Here is an 18,282-nt window from a genome sequence, read left to right on the forward strand (position 1 = left end):
AGCGTCTTTCCTTTATCCGCAGATGCTGCGTTCGCAGCGCGAAGTGCGGTGCTTCGACAAGCTCAGCACGAACGGGAGGCAGAGTGCGGGCAACGCCGCTCCCCGCATCACGCCATCGGCCGCCCATCCTCGTCCATCAGCACCTCGCGGCGGCCGACGTGGTCGGGGCGGCCGACCAGACCGTCCTTCTCCATCCGCTCGATCAGGCGTGCGGCGGAGTTGTAGCCGACGCGCATCTGACGCTGGAGCCAGCTGGTCGAGGCCTTCTGGCTCTGCGCGACATGCTGGATCGCCTTGCGGTACAGCTGGTCCTCCGGGGAATCGTCGCCGCTCGGGGCGCCCTCGAGGGCGAAGCCGCCCTCTTCGGGATCGTTGGTGACGGCATCGATATAGTCGGGCTCGCCCTGGCCGCGCCAGTAATCGGCCACCGCCTGCACCTCGTCGTCGCTGACGAACGGCCCGTGGACGCGCGCGGTGCCCTTGCCGCCGGGCATGTAGAGCATGTCGCCCTTGCCCAGCAGCTGTTCGGCGCCCTGTTCGCCCAGGATCGTGCGCGAATCGATCTTGCTGGTGACGTGGAAGCTGATCCGCGTCGGCAAATTCGCCTTGATGACGCCGGTGATGACGTCGACCGAAGGACGCTGCGTCGCCATGATGAGGTGAATGCCCGCCGCGCGCGCCTTTTGCGCCAGCCGCTGGATCAGGAATTCGACTTCCTTGCCCGCCGTCATCATCAGGTCGGCGAGTTCGTCGACGATGACGACGATCTGCGGCAGCGGGGAGAGATCGAGCGTCTCTTCCTCGTACATCGGCTTGCCGGCGTCGTCGTAGCCGACATGGACCTTGCGCCCGAGCGGCTGGCCCTTGGCCTTTGCCGCGCGCACCTTGTCGTTGAAGCTGGCGAGACCGCGGACGTTGACGCTCGCCATCATGCGATAGCGGTCCTCCATCTGTTCGACCGCCCATTTCAGCGCGCGCACCGCCTTCTGCGGCTCGGTCACCACGTCGGCCAGCAGGTGGGGGATGCCCTTGTAGATGCTGAGTTCCAGCATCTTGGGATCGATCATGATGAGGCGGCACTGGTCGGGCGTCAGCCGGTAGAGCAGCGACAGGATCATCGCGTTCAACCCGACCGACTTGCCCGAACCGGTCGTGCCGGCGACCAGCAGATGCGGCATCGGCGCCAGATCGGCGACGACGGGATCGCCCGCGATATTCTTGCCGAGCACGATCGGCAGGCCGGTGGCCGCGTCGAACGCGTCGCTGGCGATCAGTTCGTGCAGCGACACCATCTCGCGCCGCGCGTTGGGCAGTTCGATGCCGATCACGCTGCGCCCCGGAATGGTCGCGACGCGGGCGGAGATCGCCGACATGTTGCGCGCGATATCGTCGGCCAGCGCGATCACGCGGGTCGCCTTGATGCCCGGTTCGGGCTCCAGCTCGTACATCGTCACGACGGGACCGGGGCGCACCTCGGTGATCGCGCCCTTCACCTTGAAATCGTCGAGCACGCTTTCGAGCAGGCGGGCGTTGCGCTCCAGCGCAGCCTTGTCGACCGGCGCCTTCGTGCCGGCCGGGGCGGGCTTCAGCAGATCGAGCGGCGGCAGCGTGTAATTGTCGCGCAGGTCGAGCGAGGTCTGGCGCTGCTCGCGCTTCGCCGGGGCCGGCGCGGCGGTGCGGTCGGCGATGACCGGCGCGGGGCGGTCGTTGGGCACCGCCACCTTGCGCGGCAGCGGCGAGGGATCGAGGACATCGTCGTCGTCATCGATGATGTCGTCATCGACGTCGAACGGCACGTCGCCGGTGGCCACGCGCTTCTCGCCCCGCCGGAACTTCGGCAGCCGTGCCTCGGGCAGGTCGAGGTTCACGCCCTTCGCCCAAACGACGATACCGGCGATGCCCAGCGCCACGCCGACGACGCGCTGCGTCCACAGCACCGCGGTCGCGTCGCCAATCAGGCCGATCGCCCATTTGCAAGCGTCCGCGACGGCCAGGCCGACGATCCCTCCCCAGCCGCCCGGTAGCGACAGGACCGAGGCGGACGAGATGAACGCGAACGCACTCGCCATCAGCGCGACGCCGATCGCGGTCGTCCGCGTCATCCGCCCCCAGCGCCCGACCGGCACCTCGCGCCACAGCCGGCTGGCGAAGACGAGGCCCAGCGGCAGCATCAGCGCGACCGCCGGCCCCGCGATCGTCAGCAGCAGATCGGCCAGCATCGCGCCGGCCCCGCCCACAAGGTTGCGCGGCGGTCCGCCTGCGGCGGTGTTGAGCGACGGATCGCCGGGGTGGAAGCTCGCCAGCGACACCGCGACGACGATCGTCGCGATCAGCAACGCCACCGCGCCCAGCATCGCACCGGACCGGCGCGCGCCGGCGCGCACGGTGTCTCGCCATAGGAAGGGCGCAGCGCGGCTCGCCATGTCTTCAAAACCCCCGAAATTCCTGCGCCTGCATTGTCCGCGCAGCCGGACTCGACGTCAAGGCAGCGGCATTGGCACGCGCCGCATCCTCCCGTACAGCGGCATCCATGCAACGCGCGGACGTCATCATCCTCGGCGGCGGGCTGGTCGGCAGTGCGCTGGGCGTCGCGCTCGATGCGCATGGCCTGTCGAGCATCGTCGTCGATATCGCCGATCCCGAAACCATCCTGGCGGCGGGGTTCGACGGGCGAGCGTCGGCCATCGCCAGCGCGCCGCACCGGATGCTCGCCGCGATCGGCGTGGCCGACCGGCTGGCCGGGCTGACCTGCCCGATCGAGGGGATTCGCGTCAGCGACGGGCTGGAGCCCGGTGCGCTCGACTTCGCGCCGGACCAGCCCGGCGACGCGCTGGGCCATATGGTCGAGAACCGCCATCTGCGTCGCGCGCTGCTCGATGCGGCGGAGGCGGCACCTTTGGTCGATCTGCGAATGAAGACCCGCGCGGTGAGCGTCGAGCGCGGGGCGTTCGGCGTCACCGCGACGCTGGACGATGGCACGACGGTATCGGCGCCGCTGCTGATCGGGGCGGAGGGGCGCAATTCGCCGACGCGCGACGCCGCGCATCTGTCGGTGGCGCGCTGGACCTATGACCACGCCGCGATGGTCTCGACCTTCCACCACGAATATTCCCACGAGAACATCGCCTACGAGATCTTCTATCCGGCGGGTCCGTTCGCGCTGCTGCCGCTGGTCGATGACGAGCTTGGGCATCGTTCGGCGATCGTGTGGTCGGTGCGCGCGGGTGATGCGCCGGGCATGATGAAGCTCTCCGATCGCGGCTGGCTGGCCGAGGCGGAAAAGCGGATGGGCGGGTTCCTGGGCGAACTGTCGCAGCTCACGCGCCGGTCGAGCTATCCGCTCGGCTTCCACCATGCCGCGACGATCACCGCGGACCGGCTAGCGCTGGTCGGCGATGCCGCGCACGGTATCCACCCGATCGCGGGGCAGGGCGTCAACGTCGGCTTCCGCGATGTGGCGACCTTGGTCGAAGTGCTGGTGGAGGGGCGGCGATCCGGCCTCGACCTCGGCGATGCGCAGCTGCTGAAGCGGTATGAGCGGTGGCGGAGCCTCGATACCTTTATGGTGTCGGTGGCGACCGACGGGCTGACCCGGTTGTTCGGCGTGCCGGGGCGGACGGCGAGCGCGGTGCGGCGCTTCGGCCTGTCGGCGGTGCAGCGGGTGCCGGCACTGAAGGACCGCTTCATGGCGGAGGCGCGCGGCGAGAGCGGGCAGGTACCGAAGCTGTTGTCGGGGCTGACGGTTTAGCAGTTTCCCGTTCGTGCTGAGCGAAATCGAAGCACCTGCGCGCCCAAGCCCTTCGATGTCGCTCAGGGCGAACAGGTGAAATGGATGGTCCTCAGACTGCCTGCCCCGCGGCCCAGCCGCTCGACCAGGCCCATTGGAAGTTGTAGCCGCCGAGCCAGCCGGTGACGTCCACCGCCTCGCCGATCGCGTAGAGGCCGGGGATGCGCTTCGCCTCCATCGTGCGCGACGACAGCTCGGCGGTGCTGATGCCGCCGACGGTGACCTCGGCCTTGGCGTATCCTTCCGTCCCGTTCGGCGTGAAGCGCCAGTCGGCGAGCCGCGCTTCGGCTTCCTCCAGCCTGCGATCGGCGATGTTGGCGAGTTCGCCGGTGAGCGCGAGGCGTTCCGCCAGCGCCTCGGCGAGGCGATCGGGCAGGCCGAGCGCGCGCTTCAGCCCGATGCGCGGCTGCTCGCGCTTCGCGGTGCGCAGCCAGCCGGCGGGGCGGTCGGGCAGCAGGTCGATGCCGACGCTCTCGCCCGGCTTCCAGTAGGACGAGACCTGGAGGATGGCGGGGCCGGACAGGCCGCGGTGGGTGAACAGCGCCGCCTCGCGGAACGCAGCTTTGCCGGCGCGGGCGACGACCTCGGTCGCGACACCGGCGATGTCGCGGAACAGCATCTCGGTGCCGCCCAGCGTCAGCGGCACGAGCGCGGGGCGCGGCTCCACCACCTTCAGCCCGAAGCGGCGGGCGAGGTCGTAGGCGAAGCCGCTGGCGCCGAGCTTCGGGATCGACGGGCCGCCGGTCGCGATGACGAGGGCGGGGGCGGTGAGGGTGCGCGCGCCGACCGTCACGCGGAAGATGCCATCGGCGTGATCGACGTCGCGGACTGGCTGTCCGGTCGCGATCGCGGCGCTCCCCTTCGCGCATTCGTCGAGCAGCAGGTCGACGATCTGGCGGGCGGAGCCGTCGCAGAATAGCTGGCCCAGCGTCTTCTCGTGCCAGGCGATGCCGTGCGCGTCGACTAGCGCGATAAAATCGGCGGCGGTGTAGCGGCCGAGTGCGGATTTGGCGAAATGCGGGTTGGCGGAGATGTAGCGATCGGGCGCGGGAGCGAGGTTGGTGAAGTTGCAGCGCCCGCCGCCGGAGATGAGGATCTTCTGCCCGATGCGGTCGGCGTGATCGACGACGATCACCCGCCGCCCGCGCTGTCCGGCGGTGGCGGCGGCCATAAGGCCCGCCGCGCCGCCGCCTAGGATGATGGCGTCGTAGGGGGGGGCGGGCGACGTCATGCCACGCCCTGACCCCGTTCGTGCTGAGCTTGTCGAAGCACTGCACTTCTTCTTTTGCGGGGTCGTACCGGGCACGAAGAAAGGCAGCCCTTCGACAAGCTCAGGGCGAACGGGAATGGGGGTCAAGCGTCGATCACGGCCAGCGTGATACGTGACAGGCACACCAGCTTGCCCGCATCGTCGACGATGCGGATCGTCCAGATCTGGGTCGTGCGGCCGAGATTCTCGGCCCTGGCCGTCGCGTGGACGTGGCCCGCCATCGCCGGGCGGATGTGGTTGGCGTTGATCTCCAGCCCGACGGCGATCTTACCCGGCGGGCAGGACAGCGCACCGCCGACCGAGGCGACCGTTTCCGCCAGCACCACGGACGCGCCGCCGTGGAGGCGCCCGAACGGCTGGTGCGTGCGGGCGTCGACCGGCATCGATGCGGTCAGGCTGTCGTCGCTATGCCCGGTGAAGGCGATGCCGACATGGCCCGGCAGCGTCGCCGCGCCCATCGCGGTCAGCCCGTCGAGCGTGAAGTCGCGCTGCCAGATCGAGGCCATCAGTAGCTCCGCCCGATCAGCACGCGTTCGACCGCGGGTTCGCCGGTGAAGATGCACGGGCCGGTGTCGCGCCCGGTCTGGCCCATCGGCGCGTTGCGGATGGTGAGTTTCAGCGCCTTCAGCCGCTCGACGATGGTGTCGAGCGCCGCGCCGGTCGGCTTCGACCAGCGCACGTCGGCCCAGCCGGGGCGGCCGTCGCTTTCGGCGAACATGCGTTCGATATCGGCCCAGTCGTCGACCGGCGCGATCGCGGCCTTCATGCGGGTATCGGCCTCCGCGTAGAGCGCGGACTGGATCGCTTCGAGCGTCGCGGCGATGTCGCCGGCGAAGGCGTCGCGCGCGAGCACCTGCGAATCGAGCTTGCCATCCTCGCGGTACAGCCGGTCGCGGCGCACGACGGAGACGTTGCCGCCCGCCATGTCGCGCCCGCCGACCTCGACGATCACCGGCGCGCCCTTCTTCACCCAGCCCCACCGCTTGGTCGCGGCCTTGGCGGGCTTCAGGTCGAGCAGCGCGCGGACGGGCTCGCCGAGCGCCGATCCCTTCGCCAGATCGGACTGCAACGCCTTGCAATAGTCGATCAGTGCGGCGTCATCGTCGTTGTCGCGCAGCATCGGCACGATCACGACCTGCCACGGCGCGATGCGCGGCGGCACGCGCAGGCCGTCGTCGTCGCCGTGGACCATGATGACCCCGCCGATCATCCGCGTCGACACGCCCCAGCTGGTGGTGTTGGCATAGTCGAGCCCGCCGTCCGCGTTCTGGAAGCGGATGTTCTGCGCCTGCGCGAAATTGGTGCCGAGGAAGTGCGAGGTGCCGGCCTGCAGCGCCTTGCCGTCCTGCATCATCGCCTCGATGCTGTAGGTCGCGACCGCGCCGGGGAAGCGTTCGTTCTCCGGCTTCTCGCCCGCGACGACGGGGAGGGCGAGGCAGGTCTCGGCGAATTCGCGATAGACCTCGAGCATCTTGAGCGTCTCCTCGCGCGCCTCGTCGGCGGTGGCGTGAGCGGTATGGCCCTCCTGCCACAGGAATTCCGTCGTGCGCAGGAACATGCGGGTGCGCATTTCCCAGCGCACGACGTTCGCCCACTGGTTGATGAGCACCGGCAGGTCGCGCCACGACTGGACCCACCGCGCGAACGCGGTGCCGATCACCGTCTCCGACGTCGGGCGGACGACCAGCGGCTCCTCCAGCTTCGCGGTCGGATCGGGCACCAGCCCGCCCTTGCCGTCCGCGACCAGCCGGTGGTGGGTGACGACCGCCATCTCCTTGGCGAAGCCGTCGACGTGTTCCGCCTCCTTCTCGAAATAGGAGAGCGGGATGAACAGGGGGAAGTAGCAGTTCTCATGCCCCGTCGCCTTGATGCGATCGTCGAGCAGGCGCTGGATCCGCTCCCAGATGCCATAGCCCCACGGGCGGATGACCATGCAGCCGCGCACGCCCGATTCCTCGGCCAGATCGGCCTCCGCAATGACGGACTGATACCAGGCGGCGAAGTCGGCTTCGCGGGTGACGGGCAGGGCGCGCTTAATCATGGGTGGGCGAATAGCGTGTGGGCACGCGTTCGTCACCCCGAGGCGCCGGTTGCGTTGTTCGGTGCCTGGCCCGGCAGGAGCGACGCCGGTTTCGACCGCGCCCATCGCCCGCCGGTATGCAAAGCGACCGCAACGGCATAGGGCGCAGCCCATGCCCTCCACCGATCGCATCCTGCCCGCCATCGGCTATCGCCTCGTCTCGGTGGTGGCGTTTGCAACGATGGGGGCGCTCATCAAGCTGGCCGAGACGCGCGGGGCGGGGCTGGCGGAACTGTTGTTCTTCCGACAGGCGGGGTCGATCCCGGTCGTGGTCGCATGGGTGGCGTTGGGGCCGGGGCTGGCGACGCTGCGGACACAGCGGCTGGGTGCGCATGCGACGCGCTGTGCGGTGGGGTTGACCAGCATGACGTTCATGTTCGGCACGCTGATGCTGCTGCCGCTCGCCGAAGCGACCACGCTGCAGTTCACGGTGCCGATCTTCGCGACGATCCTGGGCGCGGTGTTCCTGCGCGAGGCGACGGGCGTGCATCGCTGGTCGGCGGTCGTCGTCGGCTTCGCGGGCGTGCTGATCGTCGCGCAGCCGGGCAGCGGGCACATCCCGCTGGAGGGCGCGGTGACCGGGTTGATCGCGGCGTCGCTGTCGGCGCTCGTTTCGATCCTCGTGCGGCGGATGGGGGCGAGCGAGCCGCCGGCGACGATCGTGTTCTACTTCGCGCTGCTGTCGCTGGTGCCGCTGCTGCCCGCCTTCCTGTGGACGGTCGGGCGGCATGACGTCATGACCTGGGGGATCCTCCTCGGCATTGGACTGGTGGGTGCGGTCGGGCAGCTGACGATGACGACCGCGCTCAGCCTCGCACCCGTGTCGGTGGTGGTGCCGATGGACTATTCGGGGCTGCTGTGGGCGACCTTGTGGGGCTGGGCGCTGTTCGGCGTGTGGCCGGGGGCGATGACGTGGGTCGGCGCGCCGCTGATCGTCGCGTCGGGGCTCTACATCGTGTGGCGCGAGCAACGGCTGGCGCGCGGTATCGCGCGGAGTGCGCCGGCGGTCAGCGACTGAGTTTCACGTGGAGCGGCGTGTCCGGGCGTGTTCGTTTGCCGAGGGGCGGGCGGAACATGTCGAGCGATTGCGATCGGTTTCGGGCCGGGGCTGGTGGCCAATTGCGCTCGGTGGGTGTGGTGTTGGAATCGCGCGGTTTTCGGTTTCGCCTTGGGGGATGGCGAACGGTGATACCGATTTCAGGTTTCGTTCCGCATGGAGTGAAGAAGGGCAGGGCTTCGGCCAGGATCCCATCAAAGTGATACTTTGATGGGTGCCCGGCGAGCTCAGCCCGAACGGGGAGGGCGAGACCTTTCCCCCATTCCGTTCGCCCTGAGCTTGTCGAAGGGCCGTTCTTTGCGCCGCGAACGGATCATTTGCGGCACGAAGTACGGTGCTTCGACAGGCTCAGCACGAACGGGGGGGGGGTCAGATTACTCCGCCGCTTCCGATACCGGCGCTTCCTTCCACACCAGCACGGGCTTGCGCGCGGCGAGCGTCTCGTCCAGCCGGCGGCGGGGGGCGAAGTGGGGGGCGGATTTGAGGGCGGCGTCGCCGGCCTTGGCGCGTTCGGCCACCGACCGCAGCGCGCCGATGAACTGGTCCAGCGCCGCCTTCGATTCGGTTTCGGTCGGCTCGACCAGCATCGCGCCGTGGACGACCAGCGGGAAATACACCGTCATCGGGTGATAACCCTCGTCGATCAGCCCCTTGGCGATATCCAGCGTCGAGAAGCCCTGCGCGAGATTGGCGTCGCTGAAGATCGCCTCGTGCATGCACGGCCCGGAATGCGCGAACGGCGCGTCGAGCGTGCCCTCCAGCGAGCGCAGCACGTAATTGGCGTTGAGCACCGCATCCTCGGCGACCTGTTTCAGGCCGTCGGCGCCATGCGACAGAATGTACGCCAGCGCGCGGGTGAACATGCCCATCTGGCCGTGGAAGGCGACCATGCGGCCGAACGAATCGGGATGGCGGTCGTCGACCGACTCTTCTTCAACGAGCGTGATGTGGCCGTCGGCATAGCGTTCCGTGAAGGGCAGCGGGCCGAACGGCGACAGCGCCTCCGACAGCACCACCGGGCCGGAGCCGGGGCCGCCGCCGCCGTGCGGGGTCGAGAAGGTCTTGTGCAGGTTGATGTGCATGGCATCGACGCCGAGGTCGCCCGGCCGCACCCGGCCGACGATCGCGTTGAAGTTGGCGCCGTCGCAATAGACGTAGCCGCCGACCGCATGGACCGCGTCCGAAATCTCCTTCAGGTCGCGCTCGAACAAGCCGCAGGTGTTGGGGTTGGTGATCATCACCGCCGCGACGTCCGGCCCCAGCCGTGCCTTCAGCGCCGCGGTATCGACGCGGCCATCGGCGGTGGCGGGAATGTCCTCGACCTGGAAGCCGGCGAACGCCGCCGTCGCCGGGTTGGTGCCGTGCGCCGACTCGGGCACCAGCACGACCTTGCGGTGGCCCTCGCCGCGCTTCTCCAGCGCCGCCTTGATGCAGAGGATGCCGCAGAGTTCGCCGTGCGCGCCGGCCTTGGGGCTCATCGCGACGCCGTGCATGCCGGTCAGCTCGATCAGCCACACCGCCAGCTCGTTGATGACGCCGAGCGCGCCCTGCACCGTGTCGACCGGCTGCAACGGATGGATGTCGGCAAAGCCGGGCATGCGCGCGACACGCTCGTTCAGGCGCGGGTTGTGCTTCATCGTGCAGCTACCGAGCGGGAACAGGCCCAGGTCGATCGCGTAGTTTTGGCGGCTGAGGCGGGTGTAGTGGCGCACCGTCTCGGGCTCGCTCAACCCAGGCAGGCCGATCGCGGCCTTGCGGGTCAGGTTGCCGAGGCGCGAGCCCGACACATCGCCGTCCGCGAAATCGACGCCGGTGGTGGCGGTGGAGCCGATCTCGAAGATCGTCGCTTCCTCCAGCATCAGCGCGCGGTTGCCGGTGAAGGTGGCGGGGGCGGTGCCGTCAGTGGCGGTCATTTCGGGGCGCCAGCCGGACTGGTTGATGGTCATGAGGTCAACGCTCCGTTCGGAGGAAGAAAGAAGAACGGCCCTTCGACAAGCTCAGGGCGAACGGATTTGGGGAGATCGCGGTCCACTCCCCGTTCGTGCTGAGCTTGTCGAAGCACCGCACTTCTTCTGGCTTGGCCAAGATCATGCCAAAACCTCCTCCAGCGCGGTCGCCAGTGCCTCGACGTCCTCGGCCGTGGTCGTCTCGGTCACCGCGATGACCAGGCCGTTCGCCAGCGCGTCTTCGCCCGGATAGAGGCGGCCCAGCGACACGCCGGCCAGAATGCCCTTGTCGGCCAGTTCGCGCACGATCGGGCGGGCTTCCTTCGGCAGTTTCAGCGTGAATTCGTTGAAGAAAGTGGGCGTCACCAGCTCCACCCCCGGCACCTTCGCCAGCCGGTCCGCCGCGCGGCAGGCGCCGGCGTGGTTGAGTGCGGCCAGCCGCCGCAATCCGGCCTCGCCGAGCAGCGTCATGTGGATCGAGAAGGCGAGCGCGCACAGGCCGGAGTTGGTGCAGATGTTCGACGTCGCCTTCTCGCGGCGGATATGCTGTTCGCGCGTCGACAGCGTCAGCACGAAGCCGCGCTTGCCGTCGGCGTCGACCGTCTCGCCGCACAGGCGGCCGGGCATTTGGCGGACGTATTTGTCCTTGCAGCCGAACAGGCCGACGTACGGCCCGCCGAACTGCAGCCCGACGCCGATCGACTGCCCCTCGCCGACGACGATGTCGGCGTCCATCTCACCGGGTGAGCGGATCGCGCCCAGTGCCACCGGCTCGGTGACGACGGCGATCAGCAGCGCCTTCTTCGCGTGGCAGGCGTCGGCCAGCGGCGTCAGGTCGGCGATGCGGCCGAGGATATCGGGATATTGCACGACCACGCACGACGTGTCGTCGTCGATCGCGGCGATCAGCGCGTCGATATCGGTGTCCGCGCCCAGCACCGGCAGCGACGTCTCCAGCGTGTCGCCGGTGTACTTCGCCATGGTCTTCGCGACCGAAACGTAATGCGGGTGCAGCCCCGACGACAGGATCGCCTTGCCCCGGCGCGTGATGCGCCGCGCCATGCCGATCGCTTCCCAGCAGGCGGTGGAGCCATCGTACATCGATGCGTTGGCGACATCGGTCCCGAGCAGGCGCGCGACCTGCGTCTGGAACTCGAACAGCATCTGCAGGGTCCCTTGCGCGATCTCCGGCTGATACGGCGTATAGGCGGTCAGATACTCGCCGCGCTGGATCAGGTGATCGACGGATGCCGGCACATGATGCCGGTACGCGCCGCAGCCGAGGAAGAACGGCACGTCGCCCGCGACCGTGTTCGCCCGCGCCAGCTTCGCCATGTGGCGTTCGACCGCGAGTTCGGACGCGTGGTTCGGCAGGCCGTGAATGGGACCGTCGAGCCGGGCTTCCGCGGGCACGTCGACGAACAGATCGTCGATCGACGCGGCGCCGATGGTGGCGAGCATCGCGGTGCGGTCGGTGGCGGTGAGGGGAAGGTAGCGCATTCTGCTCACTCCCCCCTCCCTGGAAGGGAGGGGTAGGGGGTGGGTGGGTATGGGGCCGGCCGGTACATACCCTTTCGGGCCGACCCACCCCCGGCCCCTCCCTTGTCCAGGGAGGGGGGAAGGCCGTTAAAGCGTCGCGACGAACGCCTTGTACGCGTCCTCGTCCATCAGGGCGTCGACCTCGCCGGCGTCGGACAGGGTCAGCTTGAAGAACCAGCCTTCGCCTTCGGGATCGGTGTTCACCAGATCGGGCTGGTCGGTCAGCGCGGCGTTGCCCTCGACGACGGTGCCGGCGACCGGCGAATAGACGTCGGATGCGGCCTTCACGCTTTCGACCACCGCGGCGTCGGCGCCCTTGGTCAGCGCGCGCCCGGCGTCGGGCACCTCGACGAAGACGATGTCGCCGAGCTGGCTCTGCGCATAGTCGGTGATGCCGACCGTGCCGACGTCACCGTCGACGTCGATCCATTCGTGATCCTGTGTGAAGTAACGGCTCATCGGGCTGCTCCCTTGCGGACATAGCGGTGGGGGACGAAGGGCATGGCGACGACGGTCGCCGGGTGGATCTTGCCGCGCTGCGAGCACGTGACGGCGGTGCCCTCGGCGGCGAGCGCGGCGGGGACATAGGCCATCGCGATCGGCTCCCCGACGCTCGGGGCGAAGCCGCCGCTGGTGACGTGGCCGATGACGGTGCCCGCCGCATCGACGACGTCGGCGCCCTCGCGCACCGGCTGGCGCCCGGCGACGCGCAGGCCGACGCGCTTCGTCGCCGGGCTCGCGCGCTCTGCCATGATGCGGGCGTGGCCGGGGAAGCCGCCCTGCTCGCGGCGGCGCTTCGACAGCGCGAAGCCCAGGTCGGCGGACACCGGCGTCGTCTCCGGCGACAGGTCGTGGCCGTAGAGGGGGAGGCCTGCTTCGAGACGGAGCGAGTCGCGGGCGCCGAGACCGATCGGCTTCACTTCGGGCAGCGCGACGATCGCGTCGGCGAGCGCTTCGGCGACCTCGGCGGGCACCGAGATCTCAAGCCCGTCCTCGCCGGTATAGCCCGAGCGGCTGATCCACAGCGGCGTGCCGTTCCAGTCGAACGCGCCGGCTTCCATGAACGACAGCGCGGCGACGCCCGGCACGAGTGCCGCGAAGGCATCGACCGCCTTCGGCCCCTGCAACGCCAGCAGCGCCTGATCCTCGAGGTGGTTGAGCGTGATCGAATCGTCCAGCCCCTCGCGCAGTACGCCGATGTCGTCCCACTTCATCGCGCCGTTAACGACCATGTAGATGTCGCCCTCGGCCTCGCGGGTCAGCATCAGGTCGTCGAGGATGCCGCCGTCGTCGTCGAGCAGCAGCGAATAGCGCGCCTTGTTCAGCGGATGGCCGGTGATGTCGGCGGGCAGCAGCGCCTCCAGCGCGGTTTCGACGCCGTCGCCCGAGATGCGCAGCTGGCCCATGTGGCTGACGTCGAACAGGCCGGCATTCTCGCGCACCCACAGATGCTCGGCCATGATGCCCTCATACTGGACGGGCATCCAGTAGCCGGCGAACGGCACCATCCGCCCGCCCTTCGCGCGATGCCAGGCATCCAGCGGCAGGGTGAGCGTATCGGGCTCGATCGCAGTGTCTGTATCGAGGGTGTCGGTGTCGCTCATGCACGGCCTTTCCGAAAAACAGAGTCGCGACGGCTCCGCCGACCAGCGGCCGGTGCCATCGCCCCCTCTGTCACGGAAACCTGAGAGCTTTCTCCGCCATAGCTCCATAGGAGCGACGGTGGATTACCCCTTCGGTGGCCCGCGCCGGTTGAGGCGTGGACGCTTTCCAGAGTGTCGGGCCACGCGCGGTCCCTGGTGCCTGAGAGATTCCGGGGCGGTTGCTCCTTCGGCGGCGGGGCGGACCCCACACTCTCCCGCGCGTACCTAGGCCCGGTTGCCCGGACCTCGACTGTTGCGAGCCTTGGCGAGCGGGCGGGGGCAAGTCAATCGGCTTTCACCCCTCCCTCGTGAAGGGAGGGGCCGGGGGTGGGTGGGTATGGGGCTGGCCGATCGGGATGCCGATGGCCACCCACCCCCAACCCCCTCCCTTCACGAGGGAGGGGGCTTTCAACTTAGTTGCCGAACGCGCGCTTCATCAGGTCGCGCGTGGACGCGTCGAAATCGCCGCCGCCTTCGCCCGCTGCCCTCGCCATCTCCTTGCCGAGCTCGACCCCGAACTGGTCGAACGGATTGATCCCGAGCAGCGCCGCCGAGACGAAGGTGCGGTGTTCGTAGAAGGCGAGCAATGCGCCGAGCGTCCGCGCGTCGAGCTGGTCGAGCAGGATGGTCGTCGACGGGCGGTCGCCGGGATAGGCGCGCTGCGGATCGGCGGCGTTCTCGCGGCCCTGCATCAGCGCCGCCCCTTGCGCGAAGGCGTTGAGCAGCAGCTGTTCGTGATGGTCGGGGGCGAGCGAATCGCCCGCCTCGATCGCGGCGACGAATTCGACCGGGACGAGGTTGGTGCCCTGGTGCAGCAGCTGGAACACCGCATGCTGCGCATCGGTGCCGACGCCGCCCCACACGATCGGCGACGACGGGCGGTCGAGCGGGGTGCCGTCGGTGGTCACGCCCTTGCCGTTGGATTCCATCTCCAGCTGCTGGAGGTAGCTCGGCAGCAGGCGCAGCCGCTCGTCATAGGCGAAGGTCGCGCGCGTCTGGCACCGCTTCACCTGCGCATAATAGAGGTCGGCGAAGGCGGCGAGCATCGGCGCGTTGGCGTGCGGCGCGGTCAGGCGGAAGTGGCGGTCCATCTCGGCCGCCCCTTCCAGCAGTTCGGAGAAACAGTCCCACCCCAGCGCCATCGCCGCGGGAAAGCCGATCGACGACCACAAGGAATAGCGCCCGCCCACGCTTTCCGCGAACGGCAGCACCCGCGTTTCGTCGATGCCCCATTCGATCGCCTTCTCGGGCGCAGCGGTCAGCGCGATCAGCCGACCATAGGGATCGTCGACGCCGTCCTCCGCCATCCAGGCGAGCGCACTGTCGGCATTGGTCAGCGTCTCGGTCGTCGTGAAGGTCTTCGATGCCAGCACCACGATCGTCGCCTGCGGATCGAACGCGGCGAACGCCTCTTCCAGCGCGACGCCATCGATGTTCGAGACGACGGCGACGTCGTAGCGGTCGGCTTCACGCCCCAGCGCGTCGACCAGCAGGTCGGGGCCAAGCGCCGATCCGCCGATGCCGATGTGCAGGATGTGGCGCACCGGCCCCAGCGCCTCGCCCTCGATCGCGTCGATCAGCGCGCGCATCCGGGCGTGCAGCGCACCGGCGCGGGCGACATCCTCCTCCGCCCCCTCGCCGCGCTCGGCGGTGTGAGTGACGGCGCGGCCTTCGCTAGCATTCACCTTTTCGCCCGCGAACAGCGCATCGCGCTTCGCCGCCAGCCCGGCCGACTTCGCCAGCCCCTCGAACGCCGCGACGCCGTCCGCATCGAGATGCGTCTTCGAGAAGTCGAAATGGATGCCCGCGACATCGACCGACAGCTTCGCGACGCGCTCGGAATCGGCGGCGAAGAGTTCGGTGAGCTTTGGCGGATCCAGCGCTTCGACCTTCGACCATTCGGGCATGATATTCGCTCTCCGAGAAAACACGTTCGTCCTGAGCTTGTCGAAGGACCGTTCTTTGATCCGCGAACGCCGCGTTCGCGGCACGAAGTACGATGCTTCGACAAGCTCAGCACGAACGGTTGGTGGGACGGGACTGACGCTCCTCTACCCATCCCGGCTTGACGTGCAAGGCCGCTCGCCACAGGACGGCGCCATGGCCGAACCGACCGCCGCGCCCGCACCGGCGCCCACCCCCGCCGAGCAACCCAAGTCGGAAACGCGCGAGACGCTGACGTTTCTGCTGAAGCTGGCGATCATCGTCTTCATCTTCCGCAGCTTCTTCTTCTCGCCGTTTAGCATCCCCAGCCAGTCGATGCTGCCGCGGCTGCTGATCGGCGACTATCTGTTCATTTCGAAATGGAACTACGGCTACAGCAAGCATTCGCTGCCGTGGAGCCTGCCGCTGATCCCGGGCCGCATCCTCGCGAGCAACCCGGAGCGCGGCGACGTCGCGGTGTTCAAGGCGCCGCCGACCGACCATGACGACTATATCAAGCGGGTCATCGGCCTGCCCGGCGACACGATCCAGATGGTGAAGGGCCAGCTCGTCCTGAACGGCCGCCCGGTGCCGAAACAGCGCATCGCCGACTTCATCCTGCCGCTGTCGCCCAACTATCCCGCCGGCATCGAATGCCCGAGCGAGTTCGTGAGCGAGGACGCCGGCCGCCCGGTCTGCCGCTATCCGCAATATCGCGAGACCCTGCCCGGCGGGCGCAGCTACAATGTGCTCGACCGCGGCTATGTGCCCGAGGCCGACGATACCGAGGTGTTCACCGTCCAGCCCGGCCACGTCTTCATGATGGGCGACAATCGCGACGCGTCGGCCGACAGCCGCTTCCCGGCGACGCCCGGCGGCGCGATCGGGCAGGTGCCGATGGAGAATCTGGAGGGCAAGGCGGTCGTTGGCTTCTGGTCGACCGACGGCAGCGCGCAGTGGCTGTTGCCGTGGACGTGGTTCTCCGCCGCGCGCTGGAGCCGGATCGGGGAAGGCTTCTGAGCGAGCTCGACGCCTGGCTGGCCGCGACGCTGGGTCGCGCGCCCGCCGACCGCGCCCTGTTCGACCGCGCGCTGACGCACGGCAGCCAGGCCGCGGCGACCTACGAACGGCTCGAATTCCTCGGCGATCGCGTGCTCGGCCTCGCGATCGCCGAATGGCTCTACGCGCGCTTCCCGAACGAATCGGAAGGGGCGTTGTCGAAGCGGCTGAACGCGTTGGTGACCGGCGCGGTGTGCGCCGACGTCGCGCGCGATCTCGGCGTCGTCCCGCACCTGCGCCTCGGCAAGCAGGCGCGCGACGACGGGGCGGCCGACAGCGACAATGTTCTGGGTGACGTCATGGAGGCGCTGATCGGCGCGCTCTATCTCGATGCCGGGGCGGAGGCGGCGCGCGACTTCGTGCGGGCGTTGTGGGCGGATCGCATCGATCTGCAGGCGCGGGCGCCGCAGCATCCGAAATCCGCGCTGCAGGAATGGGCCGCCGCCCACAACCGCCGCCCGCCCGCTTACGAGATCGTCGAGCGCATCGGCCCCCACCACGCCCCGCGCTTCACGGTGAAGGTGACGGTGGGGAAGCTGGCCGAGGCAACGGGTACGGGTACGTCGAAGCAGGAGGCGGAGACGGCGGCGGCGGTGGCGCTGCTGGGGGTGTTGGGGGGGTGAGAGGGCGCTGCCCCGTTCCCGTTCGTCCTGAGCTTGTCGAAGGACCGTTCTTTCTTGCCGCGGGCGTCGCGTGACGTTCTGGACGTACCTCCTCGACTGTCGAGGGGGCGTCTTCTATGCCGGACACACGGACGATCTCGAAAGCCGGATCGCAGCGCATCACGCCGGGTTATCGGATTACCCGCCAGTATCGCCCGGTCGAATTGGTCTGGTCGCAGGAATTTCCAACCCGTATCGAGGCGCTGGCGATGGAACGCCGGATCAAGGGTTGGAGTCGGCCGAAGAAGTTGGCGCTGATCCGCGGGGACTGGGCCGCGATGTCGGCGCTGGCCGCGACGAAGAACGGTCCTTCGACAAGCTCAGGACGAACGGGAAAAGACTATCTTGGATAACCAATCCTGCGGCCTCGTCGCCATCGTCGGGGCGCCGAACGCCGGCAAGTCGACGCTCGTCAACACGCTGGTCGGGCAAAAGGTCGCGATCGTCAGTCCGAAGGCGCAGACGACGCGGACGCGGCTGATGGGCATCGCGATCAGCGGCGATACGCAGCTGCTGCTGGTCGATACGCCGGGCATCTTCGAGCCGAAACGCCGGCTCGACCGCGCGATGGTGTCCGCCGCGTGGGGCGGGACCGAAGGGGCCGACGCGATCGCGCTGGTCATCGACGGCAAGGGTGGCGTCGCGGCCAAGGTGACCGAGATCATCGAGTCGCTGAAGGGGCGGCCCGAGCCCAAGCTGCTGATCCTCAACAAGGTCGACATCAGCGACAAGCCGCGCCTGCTGGTCACCGCCGAGAAGTTGAACGCGCTCGTCCCGTTCGACGAGACGTTTTTCATCAGCGCGGCGACTGGCGACGGCGTCGAGCACCTGAAGGAGGCGCTGGCGAAGCGGATGCCGGCGGGGCCATGGCATTATCCGGACGATCAGGTCGCCGACGTGACGGACCGCATGCTGGCGGCCGAAGTGACGCGCGAACAGCTGTACCTGCAGCTCCATGCCGAGCTCCCCTACGACAGCGCGGTCGAGACCGAGCAATACAAGGAACGCGGCGACGGGTCGGTCGAGATCCACCAGCAGATCCTGGTCGCACGCGACACGCAGCGCGCGATCGTGCTGGGCAAGGGCGGATCGCGGATCAAGGAGATCGGTGCGAAGTCGCGTGCGCAGCTGAAGGAATTGCTGGGGGTGCCGGTGCACCTCTACCTGCACGTGAAGGTCAACCCGAAGTGGGAAGAGGACCGCTCGCTCTATCGCGACATCGGGCTGGATTGGGTGGAGTGAGGCCGGGGTGCGGCACGGGATAGCGAGGCTATTCCGCGACTCGCACCGGCCCGGCCGGCGGTGCATCGCACCGA

16 protein-coding genes and 1 riboswitch are annotated in these 18,282 nt (G+C 68.7%); of the genes, 6 read left to right on the top strand and 10 right to left on the bottom strand.

The features are described from left to right. Positions 1-107 precede the first annotated feature (107 nt). Entirely contained in the window at positions 108-2,423 is a 2,316-nt protein-coding gene (locus ACX40P_RS01285) for a DNA translocase FtsK (protein WP_459124489.1), read from the bottom strand. A 107-nt stretch (positions 2,424-2,530) separates the two neighbouring features. Between ACX40P_RS01285 and ACX40P_RS01290 the strand changes: the two genes are divergently transcribed. Continuing rightward, positions 2,531-3,748: a UbiH/UbiF/VisC/COQ6 family ubiquinone biosynthesis hydroxylase gene (locus ACX40P_RS01290; protein WP_459124490.1), complete on the top strand. Its 1,218-nt coding sequence runs from the start codon at positions 2,531-2,533 to the stop codon at positions 3,746-3,748. Between the two features lie 91 nt (positions 3,749-3,839). Here the strand turns inward: ACX40P_RS01290 and ACX40P_RS01295 are convergent, their stop codons facing one another. From ACX40P_RS01295 to proS, 3 genes are all read right to left on the bottom strand, one after another. Next, positions 3,840-5,018: a BaiN/RdsA family NAD(P)/FAD-dependent oxidoreductase gene (locus ACX40P_RS01295; RefSeq protein ID WP_459124491.1), complete on the bottom strand. Its 1,179-nt coding sequence runs from the start codon at positions 5,016-5,018 to the stop codon at positions 3,840-3,842. A gap of 122 nt (positions 5,019-5,140) precedes the next feature. Beyond that, positions 5,141-5,563, bottom strand: coding sequence for a hotdog fold thioesterase (locus ACX40P_RS01300; protein WP_459124492.1), 423 nt, complete (start codon positions 5,561-5,563; stop codon positions 5,141-5,143). Further along, positions 5,563-7,098: a proline--tRNA ligase gene (proS, locus tag ACX40P_RS01305; RefSeq protein ID WP_459124493.1), complete on the bottom strand. Its 1,536-nt coding sequence runs from the start codon at positions 7,096-7,098 to the stop codon at positions 5,563-5,565. Before proS ends, ACX40P_RS01300 begins: the two co-directional genes overlap by 1 nt. Positions 7,099-7,249: 151 nt before the next feature. Here proS and ACX40P_RS01310 point away from each other — a divergent pair, with 151 nt between their 5' ends. Then, positions 7,250-8,155, top strand: coding sequence for a DMT family transporter (locus ACX40P_RS01310; protein WP_459124494.1), 906 nt, complete (start codon positions 7,250-7,252; stop codon positions 8,153-8,155). A gap of 413 nt (positions 8,156-8,568) precedes the next feature. Here ACX40P_RS01310 and gcvPB read toward each other — a convergent pair whose 3' ends face one another. The 6 genes from gcvPB to pgi all read right to left on the bottom strand — a co-directional run bounded on the left by gcvPB (position 8,569) and on the right by pgi (position 15,229). After that, on the bottom strand, positions 8,569-10,140 hold the full coding sequence (gcvPB, locus tag ACX40P_RS01315) for an aminomethyl-transferring glycine dehydrogenase subunit GcvPB (RefSeq protein ID WP_459124495.1): 1,572 nt from the start codon (positions 10,138-10,140) through the stop codon (positions 8,569-8,571). Between the two features lie 4 nt (positions 10,141-10,144). Further along, complete coding sequence (locus ACX40P_RS01320) at positions 10,145-10,285, bottom strand: hypothetical protein (protein WP_459124496.1); 141 nt, start codon at positions 10,283-10,285, stop codon at positions 10,145-10,147. Then, positions 10,282-11,640: an aminomethyl-transferring glycine dehydrogenase subunit GcvPA gene (gene gcvPA, locus ACX40P_RS01325; protein WP_459124497.1), complete on the bottom strand. Its 1,359-nt coding sequence runs from the start codon at positions 11,638-11,640 to the stop codon at positions 10,282-10,284. The genes ACX40P_RS01320 and gcvPA overlap by 4 nt, the downstream gene beginning before the upstream one ends. Before the next feature lie 126 nt (positions 11,641-11,766). After that, the gene (gcvH, locus tag ACX40P_RS01330) at positions 11,767-12,138 is read right to left on the bottom strand and encodes a glycine cleavage system protein GcvH (RefSeq protein WP_459124498.1); all 372 of its coding nucleotides are present in this window, start codon (positions 12,136-12,138) and stop codon (positions 11,767-11,769) included. After that, entirely contained in the window at positions 12,135-13,283 is a 1,149-nt protein-coding gene (gene gcvT, locus ACX40P_RS01335; protein ID WP_459124499.1) for a glycine cleavage system aminomethyltransferase GcvT, read from the bottom strand. Before gcvT ends, gcvH begins: the two co-directional genes overlap by 4 nt. A gap of 176 nt (positions 13,284-13,459) precedes the next feature. Next, positions 13,460-13,550: riboswitch (glycine riboswitch) on the bottom strand. Between the two features lie 185 nt (positions 13,551-13,735). Continuing rightward, positions 13,736-15,229: a glucose-6-phosphate isomerase gene (gene pgi / locus ACX40P_RS01340; RefSeq protein WP_459124500.1), complete on the bottom strand. Its 1,494-nt coding sequence runs from the start codon at positions 15,227-15,229 to the stop codon at positions 13,736-13,738. A gap of 193 nt (positions 15,230-15,422) precedes the next feature. On the opposite strand from pgi, the gene lepB reads away from it, so the two are divergent. The 4 genes from lepB to era all read left to right on the top strand — a co-directional run bounded on the left by lepB (position 15,423) and on the right by era (position 18,208). Further along, positions 15,423-16,265 (top strand): signal peptidase I, encoded by an 843-nt coding sequence (gene lepB / locus ACX40P_RS01345; RefSeq protein ID WP_459124501.1) that lies wholly within the window; start codon positions 15,423-15,425, stop codon positions 16,263-16,265. Continuing rightward, entirely contained in the window at positions 16,262-16,927 is a 666-nt protein-coding gene (gene rnc, locus ACX40P_RS01350) for a ribonuclease III (RefSeq protein ID WP_459125201.1), read from the top strand. The genes lepB and rnc overlap by 4 nt, the downstream gene beginning before the upstream one ends. A 116-nt stretch (positions 16,928-17,043) precedes the next feature. Further along, a complete protein-coding gene (locus ACX40P_RS01355; RefSeq protein ID WP_459124502.1) occupies positions 17,044-17,319 on the top strand; it encodes a GIY-YIG nuclease family protein in 276 nt (91 codons plus the stop codon). Beyond that, positions 17,312-18,208: a GTPase Era gene (gene era, locus ACX40P_RS01360; RefSeq protein WP_459124503.1), complete on the top strand. Its 897-nt coding sequence runs from the start codon at positions 17,312-17,314 to the stop codon at positions 18,206-18,208. The genes ACX40P_RS01355 and era overlap by 8 nt, the downstream gene beginning before the upstream one ends. The last annotated feature ends 74 nt before the right edge of the window (positions 18,209-18,282 follow it).

This window comes from Sphingomonas sp. RS2018 (genome assembly GCF_054489605.1).

Bases quoted from the DNA above. Each gene is read 5' to 3' on its own strand.
- ACX40P_RS01320 (WP_459124496.1), bottom strand. From the start codon at position 10,285: ATGATCTTGGCCAAGCCAGAAGAAGTGCGGTGCTTCGACAAGCTCAGC.
- ACX40P_RS01355 (WP_459124502.1), top strand. From the start codon at position 17,044: ATGCCGGACACACGGACGATCTCGAAAGCCGGATCGCAGCGCATCACG.
- gcvPB (WP_459124495.1), bottom strand. From the start codon at position 10,140: ATGACCATCAACCAGTCCGGCTGGCGCCCCGAAATGACCGCCACTGAC.
- gcvH (WP_459124498.1), bottom strand. From the start codon at position 12,138: ATGAGCCGTTACTTCACACAGGATCACGAATGGATCGACGTCGACGGT.
- gcvPA (WP_459124497.1), bottom strand. From the start codon at position 11,640: ATGCGCTACCTTCCCCTCACCGCCACCGACCGCACCGCGATGCTCGCC.
- ACX40P_RS01290 (WP_459124490.1), top strand. From the start codon at position 2,531: ATGCAACGCGCGGACGTCATCATCCTCGGCGGCGGGCTGGTCGGCAGT.
- proS (WP_459124493.1), bottom strand. From the start codon at position 7,098: ATGATTAAGCGCGCCCTGCCCGTCACCCGCGAAGCCGACTTCGCCGCC.
- ACX40P_RS01295 (WP_459124491.1), bottom strand. From the start codon at position 5,018: ATGACGTCGCCCGCCCCCCCCTACGACGCCATCATCCTAGGCGGCGGC.
- gcvT (WP_459124499.1), bottom strand. From the start codon at position 13,283: ATGAGCGACACCGACACCCTCGATACAGACACTGCGATCGAGCCCGAT.
- ACX40P_RS01310 (WP_459124494.1), top strand. From the start codon at position 7,250: ATGCCCTCCACCGATCGCATCCTGCCCGCCATCGGCTATCGCCTCGTC.
- ACX40P_RS01300 (WP_459124492.1), bottom strand. From the start codon at position 5,563: ATGGCCTCGATCTGGCAGCGCGACTTCACGCTCGACGGGCTGACCGCG.
- pgi (WP_459124500.1), bottom strand. From the start codon at position 15,229: ATGCCCGAATGGTCGAAGGTCGAAGCGCTGGATCCGCCAAAGCTCACC.
- ACX40P_RS01285 (WP_459124489.1), bottom strand. From the start codon at position 2,423: ATGGCGAGCCGCGCTGCGCCCTTCCTATGGCGAGACACCGTGCGCGCC.
- lepB (WP_459124501.1), top strand. From the start codon at position 15,423: ATGGCCGAACCGACCGCCGCGCCCGCACCGGCGCCCACCCCCGCCGAG.